14 protein-coding genes are annotated in these 12708 nt (G+C 55.2%); 12 read left to right on the top strand and 2 right to left on the bottom strand.

Annotation, left to right across the window (positions count from 1 at the left end; all coding sequences use genetic code 11):
• Positions 1-193: 193 nt before the first annotated feature.
• The 9 genes from KB449_RS30225 (at position 194) to KB449_RS30185 (ending at position 7327) form a co-directional block, all read left to right on the top strand.
• Positions 194-1480: a TcaA NTF2-like domain-containing protein gene (locus KB449_RS30225; protein ID WP_282911907.1), complete on the top strand. Its 1287-nt coding sequence runs from the start codon at positions 194-196 to the stop codon at positions 1478-1480.
• A gap of 244 nt (positions 1481-1724) precedes the next feature.
• Positions 1725-2033, top strand: a complete 309-nt coding sequence (locus KB449_RS30220; RefSeq protein ID WP_282912943.1) for a PadR family transcriptional regulator — start codon at positions 1725-1727, stop codon at positions 2031-2033.
• The gene (locus KB449_RS30215; protein ID WP_282911906.1) at positions 2030-2377 is read left to right on the top strand and encodes a DUF1048 domain-containing protein; all 348 of its coding nucleotides are present in this window, start codon (positions 2030-2032) and stop codon (positions 2375-2377) included. Before KB449_RS30220 ends, KB449_RS30215 begins: the two co-directional genes overlap by 4 nt.
• A 12-nt stretch (positions 2378-2389) precedes the next feature.
• Positions 2390-2740, top strand: a complete 351-nt coding sequence (locus KB449_RS30210) for a DUF1048 domain-containing protein (protein ID WP_282911905.1) — start codon at positions 2390-2392, stop codon at positions 2738-2740.
• Between the two features lie 14 nt (positions 2741-2754).
• Complete coding sequence (locus KB449_RS30205) at positions 2755-3513, top strand: ABC transporter ATP-binding protein (RefSeq protein ID WP_282911904.1); 759 nt, start codon at positions 2755-2757, stop codon at positions 3511-3513.
• Positions 3514-4284 (top strand): ABC transporter permease, encoded by a 771-nt coding sequence (locus tag KB449_RS30200; RefSeq protein WP_282911903.1) that lies wholly within the window; start codon positions 3514-3516, stop codon positions 4282-4284.
• 98 nt (positions 4285-4382) lie between these two features.
• Positions 4383-5048 (top strand): TetR/AcrR family transcriptional regulator, encoded by a 666-nt coding sequence (locus tag KB449_RS30195; RefSeq protein WP_282911902.1) that lies wholly within the window; start codon positions 4383-4385, stop codon positions 5046-5048.
• 110 nt (positions 5049-5158) lie between these two features.
• Positions 5159-6298: a serine hydrolase domain-containing protein gene (locus KB449_RS30190; RefSeq protein ID WP_282911901.1), complete on the top strand. Its 1140-nt coding sequence runs from the start codon at positions 5159-5161 to the stop codon at positions 6296-6298.
• A 222-nt stretch (positions 6299-6520) separates the two neighbouring features.
• Positions 6521-7327: a TIM barrel protein gene (locus KB449_RS30185; protein ID WP_282911900.1), complete on the top strand. Its 807-nt coding sequence runs from the start codon at positions 6521-6523 to the stop codon at positions 7325-7327.
• 96 nt (positions 7328-7423) lie between these two features.
• Here the strand turns inward: KB449_RS30185 and KB449_RS30180 are convergent, their stop codons facing one another.
• A complete protein-coding gene (locus tag KB449_RS30180; protein WP_282911899.1) occupies positions 7424-7978 on the bottom strand; it encodes a TetR/AcrR family transcriptional regulator in 555 nt (184 codons plus the stop codon).
• A gap of 193 nt (positions 7979-8171) precedes the next feature.
• On the opposite strand from KB449_RS30180, the gene KB449_RS30175 reads away from it, so the two are divergent.
• From KB449_RS30175 to KB449_RS36645, 3 genes are all read left to right on the top strand, one after another.
• Positions 8172-8915 carry an SDR family NAD(P)-dependent oxidoreductase gene (locus KB449_RS30175; RefSeq protein ID WP_282911898.1) on the top strand — a complete coding sequence of 248 codons (744 nt, stop codon included), beginning with the start codon at positions 8172-8174 and terminating at the stop codon, positions 8913-8915.
• 213 nt (positions 8916-9128) lie between these two features.
• Complete coding sequence (locus KB449_RS30170; protein ID WP_282911897.1) at positions 9129-9938, top strand: response regulator transcription factor; 810 nt, start codon at positions 9129-9131, stop codon at positions 9936-9938.
• On the top strand, positions 9935-11692 hold the full coding sequence (locus tag KB449_RS36645; RefSeq protein ID WP_282911896.1) for a sensor histidine kinase: 1758 nt from the start codon (positions 9935-9937) through the stop codon (positions 11690-11692). The genes KB449_RS30170 and KB449_RS36645 overlap by 4 nt, the downstream gene beginning before the upstream one ends.
• Here the strand turns inward: KB449_RS36645 and KB449_RS30160 are convergent.
• Positions 11664-12611, bottom strand: coding sequence for a cache domain-containing protein (locus tag KB449_RS30160; protein WP_282911895.1), 948 nt, complete (start codon positions 12609-12611; stop codon positions 11664-11666). The genes KB449_RS36645 and KB449_RS30160 overlap by 29 nt on opposite strands.
• Between the last annotated feature and the right edge of the window lie 97 nt (positions 12612-12708).

The following is a 12708-nucleotide window of genomic DNA, read 5'->3' as shown; positions in this document are numbered from 1 at the left end:
AGCAACGTGACAGATGCATAGCCAAAAGTCGCGACTGCTCTCAGGCGAGCAGTCGAATTGCCATGGCCGGGCTTCCCCAACGCGGCCTAATTTGCATGCTGGCAACAGGGAAGGGAAGCCCGCCGTGTACAGGCTGTCCAATTTATGGCAAAATCATTGTGAAGGACATTCCATTGCTGGAAGGCTGGAAACAATGAAAGCAAAGTTTATTTTCATGCTGATGCTGATGCTGGTACTTATTTCAGGGGTCATACCTAATCCTTATTTAAATTCTTTTGCCGCATCCGCGGCTAAGCAGGCAGACAAATGCTCGATTGACTCGAACAGCGGTGCCAAGTTAGTGATAGGCGATCCTTATTTGGGCGATGCCTTTTTGTCTGTTTATTGCGGTTATCTCTCCGATGACGGCGATTTAGCAAATCAGGCCATTTTTAAGATCGATTCTGCGTACCTGACGATAACCAAACAAAGTGCCGTAGGAATAGCGGTCACTGCCAAAAAGGCGGGTATTGTTAACGTGCAAGCGACAATGCCGGATAAGAGCGTCGTTTCTTTGAAGATTACGATCATGACGAAGCAGCAGTACGATGCCAGCCGAGATCCGAATACACTGACCATCGATGAAGCGCTGGCGCTCGTGCGAATGAAGATTAACGACGTTCATGGCGAGTACGGGTATTCGTCTATGTATTCGGATGGCGGCTACGTCTTCCGCAATATGAACAGGGGCGAAGCCCTCGGCGAGAGCGAGATCTTCAGGATCGATCCGGAATCCGGCACCGTATACGGTTATCTGGACGATCAATACATCGATAATCTGATGGTCGATAAGCATGATCCGCCTTTTACCCCCGAACAGTGCGCACAACTGCTAAAGGAGCGGTTCTTGAAGACGGTGCCGGCCAATCAGACGGTCGAAGCCACCGGCAATTATTCGAAGGGACGTATCGAGATCGGCGTGTTCTCGATGATTAAATCGGCGAAGACCGGCAAGATGGTAGCGAACTACAACTCAAATTACACAACCTACTTGGTCGATCCGGCAACCGGAGACGTGTTTAACGCGATCTCCTTTGCTTACAAAGGATCCATTTCTTCCGTCAAGATTACTCGGACCAAGAATCGGACGATCTATGTCAATGACTTGCTGCAGGATTACTATCGCAAACTTTCTACGGCAGTGAACGAAAACCGCCTCAGCGCGCTGGACGATATGCTTAAGCCAGGAAGTACGATCGATAAGCAGCAGCGCCAATTTGCCAAAAGTATGTATAGCTCAGGTACGAAAGAGCAGTTCGGCAAAACTTATAAGATCGATCATACGGAGCAGGTTTCGCCGAAGCTTGTGAAAATTTATGTTATGGAGCAAACCTCCGTTACGCCTAAGCGTGGGAAAACGCGAACCGTTGAGGAAAAGTGGATGTATCAGGCCGAGAAAGAAACCTATGCATGGCGCTTTACGGAGATGAGAAGATGGTAATCGGTGTGTACGGTCTATGGAGCAGGGGACTCATCCCTTGCTCCTTTTTTATGGCTCGATTCCGGGTGACCAAGCGATCGTTTTTGCACAACCCATCCGCGCACGTTATAAATGGGCAGGAAAATGAAACGAAGACTGTTGACAACACGAGCTACTACGTGTTACTTTATAGCAGTAGTAAGTAACACTGCATACCAGTCATACAGAATAGTGAAGGGTGATTGTCTTGGAAAACTTAACGGAATTGCTCAAAGGCGTGCTTGAGGGCTGTGTCCTTGAAATTATTAGCCGCAAAGAAACGTACGGCTACGAAATCACGCGGCAGCTGAACGCGCTCGGCTTCGCGGACGTCGTGGAAGGGACGGTGTACACCATCCTGATCCGGCTTGAAAAAAACAAGCTGGTAGAGATCACCAAAAAGCCTTCGGAACTAGGGCCGCCGCGCAAGTTTTTCGCCATCAACGACGCCGGCCGCGCGGAGCTTCGGAAGTTCTGGGAAAAGTGGGAGTTCGTATCATCCAAAATGAACGAGTTAAAGGAGATAACAAAATGAACTTTTGGGAAAAGATCACTGGCAGCGACATGACGAAGGAAATGAAAGCTTTTGAAGCGCGAGCCCAAAAGCTGCCGGCCGATTATCAAGCGGCATGGGGAGAATTGAACGCCAATCTGTGGTCCTACTCGAGCTTCAGCGGTCGCAACCTGATGCCCATTCTCGACGGCGTGCTCGGCCTGCTCGAAGAATCGGCGGCGGACGGCCAGCGCGTCCAAGAAGTGCTGGGCGACGATATCAAAGGCTTCTGCGCGGCGCTGGCCGGCGAAGAAGGGGCAAAGTCCTACCGCGACAAATGGCGCGAGCAGCTCAACCAGAACGTAGCCAAAAAATTAGGCAAATAGGAGGAAATGAAAATGAACATTCGCGATATCATCGAGGGCAAAAAAGAATGGCGGGCGCACGTGGCGCGGGTCAAAGCGCTCCCGCAGGATTATCAGATCGTTTACAAAGAGATTCAAAAATATCTCTTTAAGGTCGGACCGGTCGAGCTGACCGAGGGAAACGGGCTGCTGTCGGGGATCGTCGATCTTTTCGAAGAAGGCGCGGCCTCCGGCAAGGGCGTGCTCGAAGTGACGGGCAGCGACGTGGCGGCTTTCTGCGACGAGCTGATCAAGGATTCAAAAACGTACGCCGACATCGCGCAGGAATCCGCTAATCAGGCTGTCAACAAGGCCATGAAAAAAGTGACGGACAAGAAGAAATAAAGGAGGAGATCGGCATGGAAAAAGCAATCGAAGTGAAAGGCCTTAAAAAGGCCTTCAAGGGCAAGGAAGTGCTGAAGGGCGTCGATCTGGAGGTGAAGCGGGGCGAGATCTTCGCCCTGCTCGGCTCCAACGGCGCGGGGAAGACGACGATGGTGAGAATCCTCGCCACGCTGCTCAAGCCTGACGGAGGCAACGCCGTCGTGAACGGCTTCGAGGTCTCGTCCAAACCCGAGCAGGTGCGGCATGCGATCAGCCTGACGGGGCAGTTCGCGGCGGTAGACGAGGTGCTCACCGGGCGGGAAAACTTGATCATGATCGCCAAGCTACGTCATCTCGCTCAGCCTCGCCAAGTGGCGGACGATCTGCTCAAGCGGTTCGGCCTGACGGACGCCGCCGACCGGAAGCCGTCCACGTATTCGGGCGGCATGCGCCGCCGGCTCGACATCGCCTTGAGCCTGGTCGGCAAGCCGAAGATCATTTTCCTCGACGAACCGACCACCGGACTGGATCCGGAGGCGCGCATCGAGGTGTGGAAGATCGTCAAGGAGCTTGCCGACGGCGGCACGACGGTATTCCTGACCACGCAGTATCTGGAGGAAGCGGAGCAGCTGGCCGACCGAATCGCCATTTTGCACGAGGGCAGGATCATCGCCGGCGGCACGCTGGCGGAGCTGAAGAAGCGTTTTCCCCAAGCAAAGGTTGAGTATGTGGAAAAGCAGCCGACGTTAGAGGAAATCTTCCTCGCGATCATCGGCAAAAAGGAGGCCATCTAAATGGAAACGGCAAAAAGCCACTTTTTCAGCGATATGGGCGTCATGCTCGGACGTTCCATGCGCCATATTTTCCGCAGCGTGGATACGATCTTTACGGTCTGCGTCACGCCGATCGCAATGATGCTGCTGTTCGTGTACGTGTTCGGCGGCGCCATCGATACCGGCACAGATAACTACGTGAACTACCTGCTGCCCGGCATCCTGCTGATGGCGATCGCCAGCGGGGTGGCCTATGTCGCTTACCGCCTGTTCCTGGATAAGCAGCGGGGCATCATCGAGCGGTTCAACTCCATGCCGATCGCGCGTTCTACAATGCTGTGGGGGCATGTGCTGACTTCGGTCGTATCCAACGTTATCTCGATCGCCGTCATCATTCTCGTAGCGCTCGCGATGGGCTTTCGTTCCTCGGCAGGGATCCTGTCCTGGCTCGCGGTAGCAGGCATCCTCGTGCTGTTCACGCTGGCGCTCACCTGGATCGCAGCCATTGCCGGACTGTCCGCCAAGTCGGTGGAAGGCGCAAGCGCCTTTTCCTACCCGTTGATCTTCCTCCCGTTTATCAGCTCGGCGTTCGTGCCGACCGAATCGATGCCGACCGTCGTACGCGCTTTTGCCGAGAACCAGCCGGTGACGTCCATCGTGGAAACGATCCGCGCGCTGCTGTCGAACCAACCGGTAGGTAACGATATCTGGGTTGCGCTGGCCTGGTGCTTGGGTATATTGATCGTCGCCTACGTATTCGCGGTGCGAGCCTATAATCGGCAAGTGGCTTAATGTTGGCGCTTAGGGAATTTTGATTTTGGTGTTGACATTAAAAGGATGATCGGATACATTTTAAACATACCAACCGAATGTATGAAAGGGGAGGACGAATGGCAAGGAATAAGTATCCTGAAGAAACAATCAACCAGATACTAACTGCAGCTCTTAACCTGTTCATTCAAAAGGGATACGAGCAGACCTCCATTCAGGATATCATCAACGAGCTGGGCGGACTGACCAAAGGCGCCATTTACCATCACTTCAAGTCGAAAGAGGAGATCCTGGAAGCCGTCACCAGCCACTTGTTCAAAGGCGCTGACGAGATGCTGGCCGGTGTTCGGGATGACAATTCGCTGAACGGACTGGAAAAGCTTCGCAAGATTTCCCGGGTCTCTCTCGACAATCCCGCTCAAGACGAACTGGCATCGGTGGCACCGAACCTCTTGCGCAATCCGAAGATGCTGGCGGCACAGATTGAGAACATCATCAATAAAGCCGTACCCGTCTATATTCAGCCCATCATCGAACAGGGTATGCGAGACGGATCGATCCGAACCGACTATCCAAGGGAGCTTAGCGAAGTGCTGATGATTCTCACCAACATATGGCTAAGCCCGGCGGTCCTCCAAGTTTCGCCCGAGATGCTGGTGCGCAAGTTAAGGTTTTTCGATGAAATATTGAAAGGCCTGGGGCTTGATCTGTTCGATGAACAATTGTTTCAACGATTCGAGGAATTGTCTCGTTTGTCAGCTAGAGAAGTCAGCCAAGAAAACTAAACTGCCGAAAGGCAGCTTATTTTTAAGCCTATACATACCATCGGTTGGTATGAATAAGCGTTAAATTAAAACAATTGAACGGATAAAACACATAAAGTGAGGGAAATAAAATGGAAAAGATAACAACGGAAAATTTCGGTTCGTCGGAAAATAGGAAGGAAAAAGGATTCGCTGCCGGGCAGGATCGCTCGGAGCTGCAGAAGGCCATCCAGGACATCGTCGATTCCGGTTTCCTCGGGGTGCAGCTGCGCGTAAACGATGAGCAGGGCGAGTGGGTCGGCAGCGCCGGGCTGAGCAGGCTGGGCGAGGCGGAGAAGCCGCCTACGAACGGGCACTTCCGGATAGGCAGCAACACCAAGACCTTCACCGCGACCGTGGTGCTGCAATTGGTTGCCGAAGGCAAGTTCGGGCTGGACGATCCGGTGGCAGACTATCTGCCCGAGTTCGGGCTGGACCGGCGGATCACGGTGCGAATGCTGCTGCAGCACACCAGCGGGGTGTTCAACTACACCGGCGAGTACTACGAAGACGGGACGGTCGTGAACGGGATTACTTGGCAGGGCCAGGAGTGGGTAGACAACCGGTTCAAGACCTACCGGCCGGAGGAGCTGGTACAGCTGGCATTGTCCAAGCCGGCGCGATTCGAGCCGGGCACGGACTGGAGCTATTCCAACACCAACTACGTGCTGGCCAGGCTGCTGATCGAGAAGGTCACCGACAGCTCGCTCGCCGAGGAGATGCAGCGGCTGATTCTGGGACCGCTTGGGCTGTCGGGTACCGTGGTACCAGACACCCAGCCGGAGATCCCCGAGCCGCACGCCCACGCCTACTACCGCTACGAGGACGCCGGCGAGCAGAAGACGGTCGACATCTCCCGCCAGAACCCCTCCTGGATCTCCACCGGCGGCGACATGATCTCGACCACCCGGGATCTTCACACGTTCATCACCGCGCTGATGGGCGGCAAGCTCCTCCCGGCCCCGCTGCTGGCCGAGATGTGCAAGCCGCATCCCAAGGTCGGCTATGGCTTGGGGGTGTTCGTGCAGAACGCCGGTCCGAACGGCGAAGTTACCATCATCACGCACAACGGCGGCATTTCGGGCTACGCGGCGCTGATGTATAGCACGCCCGACGGCAGCAAGACCCTGACCGCCTCCGTGAATTATGTGGACGACGTCGCCATGTCCCTGGCAGCGGCGTTCCAGAAGGCGATTCCGAGGCTCGTCGAGGAGGTGTTCGGCGGCCGGTAAAAGATGCTTGTGAGAAACCTGCCACGACCGCATGCTCCGAATTCGCCATCCTTTCCGCCACACGCGTTTGATCTCCGCCGAACCTGACCCGCAACGCATCTCTCAGCTCGTCCTGTCTTAGAAAATAATACCGAAAAAGACGGGAAGTTCCCTCGATCGAAGAGAGGCGATAATGCCCCTTTAACACGGGTAGGGTAAGATGATTACGGAGGTGTTACCCTGATGAAGTTTATACGCTTGAAAGGGAATCTCGAGCAGCGCAATCTGGACAATCGCCTTTCTTACGAGCCGGATATTATCGAGTTCTACCTGAGTGAGCGCGATCTGGGCGATCAGGAACTTATCCGTGACCGAATCCGCCAGCTTCACGACCGTGGAGTCAAGCCGTATCTGCATCATCCGCCGACGTACCGCGGGACGTATCTGGACATCTTGAGCGAAGATCCGGATGCGCGCCGATTTTACCATGAATCGTGCGAAGCGCTCGCCCGTATCTGCGCGGAGGAGCGGGCCAAATGCGTCGTGCATGCCCACTACGTCCATACGGCCAGCTGCGGCAACGTTACCCGGGAGCGAACCGCGCTGCTGCGCGAAGAAATTCGCAAAGTCATGGCTTATTCGCGGGATGTGTTCGTCTGGGAGGATTCGACCGAGGGGCTGTTTTCCTACGGCTGCAATCCGTATCTCATAGAAGAAGTGATCGAGCCGCTGGCGCTTCCGTTGACGGTCGACGTGAGCCATACGTTTATCAGCTATCGCGGGGACAACGAGCGGCTGCGGGACATCCTCGAACGCACCGCGCCATACGCGCAATATTACCATCTTGTCGACAGCATGGGGCTTGTGCACGATTCGCTGCAGCTGGGCCTGGGGAAGATCGATTGGCGCATGGTGAAGCCGCTCGTGCTGGGCAAGGACTTTATCTTCGAGATCACGCTTAGCGGGGATCATTCCGACTGTACGCCGATGGTGGAGAGCGCGCGTTATTTTGCGGACATCGAGGCGGAGGAGCGTGTCGCGGCTAAATAGAATAAAGCACATGCATCGCCGGGCATACGCTTGCTCTGGCGGTGCATTTTTTTGTGCATCAGAAAAACATTCGTCATCAAATGAGATTCTGGACCTTCAACGCACGCTGATGCCGTCGAGGAACAAGCTGACCAAATGAGCAATGCGGGATTTCGGCGAGTCATCGCCTTCAGCAGCCAGGGAGATCGCGGTTACAACGTACACCAGATCATCGAGGGTGATATCAGGACGAATAGCCCCCGCCTTCTGCGCATGGTCCAGTAATCGCAACCCCTCCTCGTTTGTCGCGTGGCAACCTGGCGTGCCGACTTGAAGAACAGTGCCTAGTGAAGCGGCAAGGCCACGATAAATGCTCGTGTGCAGGGCGAGTTCTTCAAGATAGGCACGTACCCCGCTTGCCGGATCAAGTCCGGCAGATCTTTCCCGACTGGCTTGCGCGAATGACAAGAAACGGTCGCTGTAGGTTGCAGCCAAGAGCGCATCGCGCGTAGGAAAGCGCCGGTAGAGCGTCCCGATTCCAACGCCGGCCCGCTTTGCAACGTCTTCCAGGGAGGCGCCGGCACCCTGTGCCAAGAAGACATCTTCAGCTGCGGCGAGGATACGTTCGCGGTTCCGTTGGGCGTCTGCCCGCAGTGGATTGATGTCAGTCAATGCGGTTCCCCCCTACGTCTTTTTACCGACATTTTCTCTGCTTTCTTCAGTGTAATGAACGTCGAAGAAAGTGTCAAAAGGGATAAAGAGGCTAAAAAGCAGCGGTGTTTTCCATTGCCACTTGAAAAGTGGAGGGTTCCTCCGTATAATAAGTGGAGTAATCCTCCACTTAAAAGGAAAGAGGGCAGTGGAAATGTCGAATCGATTTGAGAACAAAGTCGTCGTGATCACGGGCGGCAGCGATGGCATCGGCTTGATGACGGCCAAACTTTTTGCGACAGAAGGCGCGCAAGTGTACATCACGGGGCGTCGGCAAGAACGATTGGACGAGGCGGTGAAGGAGATCGGCGGCGGTGCCGTCGGCGTCCAGGGAGACGTCGGCAACTTCGCCGACCTCGATCGACTTTACGAGCGGATCCAACGTGATCACGGCAGGGTGGACGTCGTGTTTGCCAACGCAGGCATTTCCGAGTCCGCACCGCTCGGCGGCATCGAGGAAGAGCACTTCGATCGCGTGTTCAGCACGAACGTAAAGGGTATGGTCTTCACCGTTCAGAAGGCGTTGCCGCTCATGAAGGATGGAGGCACGGTGATCCTTGCAGGATCGGGGTCGGGCAGCAAAGGGCTTCCAAGTTTGTCGATCTATAGTGCCACGAAGGCCGCGATCCGCTCGTTCGCGCGCACGTGGACGACCGACCTTAAAAGCCAGGGCATCCGCGTAAATGTGGTTTCCCCCGGCGTGATCCTCACGCCGGCACTCGAGACGTATCTCCGAGACAATGAAGGCGCCGAGGAGGCGATGAAGCAAATGACGCCATTCGGGAGACTCGGCCAGCCGGATGAGGTCGCCAAAGCGGTGCTGTTCCTGGCATCGGACGAGAGCAGCTTCATCGCAGGCGACGAACTGTTTGTGGATGGCGGATTTATGGCGGTCTGAGGGCTCTTCTGCCATATCGAATGTGGCACGAAGCTGGCCGGGAATAACCAATCCTGTCTGATTTGCAAAAACGCCGCGGCGCGCTCACGCCAGCGGCGTTTTTTGCTATCCTGCAATCCGGCCCGAAACATGGTAGACTTTTCGTGTGATGCAAGCGGCGGATTCAGCCGCAGTGCGAAGGGACGCGTATAAGACTGCTTCGGGGGTTGGATCATGATCAGCGTGCTGATAGTCGATGACGAACATTTGGTGCGAAAGGGACTTCGCATGACGATCGATTGGAGAAGCTTGGGCTATGAAGTCGCAGGCGAAGCCTCCAACGGTTTGGAAGCGCTTCAATTGGTTGGGAGTCTGAAGCCGGACGTCGTGATTACGGATGTCAGAATGCCCTTGATGGACGGAATCGAATTCATGCGCGAAATTAGAAGACAAGCGCTGCAAACCAGACTTGTTGTCATTAGCGGTTATGAGGATTTTGCTTATGCCAAGGGCGCGGTCGATTACGGCGCGGACGGCTACATCCTTAAGCCGGTGGACAATAGCCAGCTTGTGGCGTTGCTGGACAAACTGGCCAAGGAGATCCGGCAAGATTCGCTGCTGCAGCAGCTCTATCGGGAGCGGCTGATCGGCAGGCTTGCTTCCTTGCTGAACGAGATTCGGATCCGGAAAGTGGGTCAAACGCACGCCCTCGTAGAGGAGGTGCTCCGCGTCATCGAGTCTTGTTATATGGAGGACTTGAGCGTGAAGCTGCTGGCCGATCGGCTGCACATCAGCCCGTACTATATGATGCGTGTCTTCAAGGAGCGCCAGAACAAAACGATTAATACCTATTTGACGGAGTATCGGGTGGAGCGAGCGAAGCGGTTGCTGGCCGACCGGCGTACGAAAGTTTACGAGGTCGGCGCCATGGTGGGCTTCCCCGATCCGAAGTATTTCAGTCAAGTGTTCAAAAAGATCGTCGCCATGACGCCAAAAGAGTACCAGCAGATGGCTTCCGTGCTTCAGGGAGGCGCAGAGCCGTGAGCTTTGGCCGAATGCGTCTGCGAACCAAGCTGTTTCTTATCCTGGTGCCCACGCTGCTCGTCTTTTCGACGATAACGCTGAGAGGCACGGAAAGCTACTTGCAGCGTCAAATGAAAAACACGATCGACGACCAGATCGCGATTAATTACGAGAAGATCGGCAACAGTATCGAGCTGCTTGTTCAAGGCGTCAATATGCTGTCCATCCGTCTGCTCACCGATCAAAAAATATACAACCTGCTGAACGGCCCGGAAGGGGATCAAGCCGACAAGCAGTCCAAGCTAAACGAATTGCTGGCGAATACGATGATAGACGGGCGCGTGGTCGGGAAACTGTTCATCCGAACGGACGGCGCAGACTATTACGGCTATCCCGCAGCTGTCGCGATCGAGGCGCCGGATCAAGCCTTTGTCGACAGGATCCTCGCTTCGTCAACGCCGGTATGGGGAGATATCCGCAAGGATGAGGAAGGCAAGGCCTACTTGCAGCTGGGCCGCAAATTCCAGAACTTCTATACGGGGCAGCAGCTTGGCGTACTGATCGTGGAGATTAAAGAAGAAGCGCTTTACGAATTGATTCAAAATACGATTCATCCGTGGGGCTACTCGATGCTGGTAGACGGCGACCGCATCATATCGGCTGGCGACAAGAGCAAGCTCGGCGCCGTGATGTTCGACTGGGTGCTGGGACAGCGAAGCGGGGAAGGAATGGACCGCGGACACCCGACGATCAAGGTTGCGCTGCCCGAAGGAGAGACTTATGCCGTGTCGTCCTACCCGCTCACCGGCAATCTCGAGCGGATCGGCTTGAAATGGAGCATCGTAAACCTTGCTTCCGAGGACAAGCTATACGCAAGCATTCGCCGAATGGAACGCTTGTCCGCCTGGATTCAAGGGCTCGTTTTTGTCGTGGCCTTAGGATTTGCCCTGTACTTGGCGGCAACGACGCTTAAACCGGTCAATGGGCTGATCGGTAAAATAAAAGGATTCGGGAAAACGGCGCCGGAAGCGCCCGAACAAAAGCATGCCGAAGGGGCGTCCGGAGACGAACTGCAGGTGCTGTCCCGAAGCTTCGACGATATGGTCGTACGGATCGACGAGCTGATCGCCAACAACAACGAGTCCAAGGACAAGCAGAGAGAATCCGAGCTGGTCGCCCTTCAGGCACAGATCAATCCGCACTTCCTGTACAATACGCTGGACGCGATCGGCTGGATCGCCAAGATCAACGCGCAGCCGGATATTGAAAGGCTTGTGCTCGAGCTCGCCAGCTTCTATCGGCTGAGCCTGCATAAAGGCGACAAGTTCATCCGGGTCGAGGAGGAACTGGGCATTGTTAAAAGCTATGTCGCCATCGAGGAGTTCCGCTACCCCGACAAATTCGAAGTGCACTACGATATACAAGCCGAGATTCTGCCGTTTCCCATGCTGAAGATCATCCTGCAGCCGCTGATCGAGAACGCCATCGTTCACGGCATAGGGCCTAAAGCGAGTAAAGGCACCATCACGGTCAAGGGAGCCATGGAGCGCCATGCGCTGCGGTTCGACATTACCGACGACGGCATCGGATTCGATTCGGACCAGGTGCTGTACGCCGCGCCCAAGACGTATAGCGGGAGAGGGTACGGCATCGCGAACGTGGACGAAAGAATTCGCATGGAATACGGCGATCAATACGGCATTACCATTCGCAGCGTGCCGGGGAGCGGAACGACGGCGACGGTGGTCATCGGCCTTGGACGGGGCGATTCTTGAATTTTTTCATCTTCAGATAAAGACGGCTTAACGGCGCGACGATTAAATGTCTGAGGTACAGGCTGACGGCCAACGAGATGATCAGGAAGACCGACGAAGATACGGCCAGAAAAGTACGCAGCGCATGCAGGGGCTCCCGCACCGCAGCTTCAGGAACGACCGCGACCAATACGGCTCCCGCGTTCTGAATCGGATGCCGGACGGCAAAGGCGGCGCGAACGCCCTCGGCCGGGGAAGATCGGTTGCTGGCCAGCCATTGACCGCGTTCATCCGCAATACCGACGCCTACTCCCTTCAGAGAGGCGTTTTTGGTCTGGAAAAACTGGAACAGATAATCTGGGTTAAAGTCGATCACCGCATAACCGGCTTGCCGGGAGGCGGTGGAAGAGAGCTTGATGGCCAGCGTCAGCACGCCGTCGCTTCCATATTTCCCATTGTAGAAGTCGCGCACTTCATCAGGGCTGCGCCACGTCCAGAGCGGGTCATCGCCGGCATCGGCCATCCAGACGGCCAGCCTGGGCAGGGCTGCCAGCTGGGCCAGCGCAGGCGGATTGGAAGTCAGGCTCGTCGCGTAAACGAGTCCCCGGGACGTATAAAGCGTCATGCCCTGTATGCGCAATGTGGAGTTAAGGATAAGCGCGTCCAACTGATGCGGCAGCGTAGAATCGTAATCGGGGCTGTCCAGCGCCTTGCGCACTTGCGAGTTCGCGCCGATCATGCGAAGCATCTCCACCGTATAATTCAGATCATGCGTCAGATTGTCCGCGCTGCTCTTGAAGTAGCTGTCGAATACGCTATGAAATTGCTGACTCATCGTATTCCTGGCATAAAGATAGGCAAACGCCCCGATCGTCAGCGAAGTCAGCCACAGCGAGAGACAGACGAGGAATACGATTCTGACATTCAGCTTCCGGAACATGAGAACGGCCTCCCTTTCGAAGCCATGAGATTGGGCACGAATTTAGAATAAAAGGCAGGTTTGCCGCCTAGGAGCGCATGCGATTAAAGCGCTATCA

This window comes from Cohnella hashimotonis (assembly GCF_030014955.1).
GTDB lineage: Bacteria > Bacillota > Bacilli > Paenibacillales > Paenibacillaceae > Cohnella > Cohnella hashimotonis.
This window is presented reverse-complemented; position numbering and strand designations above follow the sequence as displayed.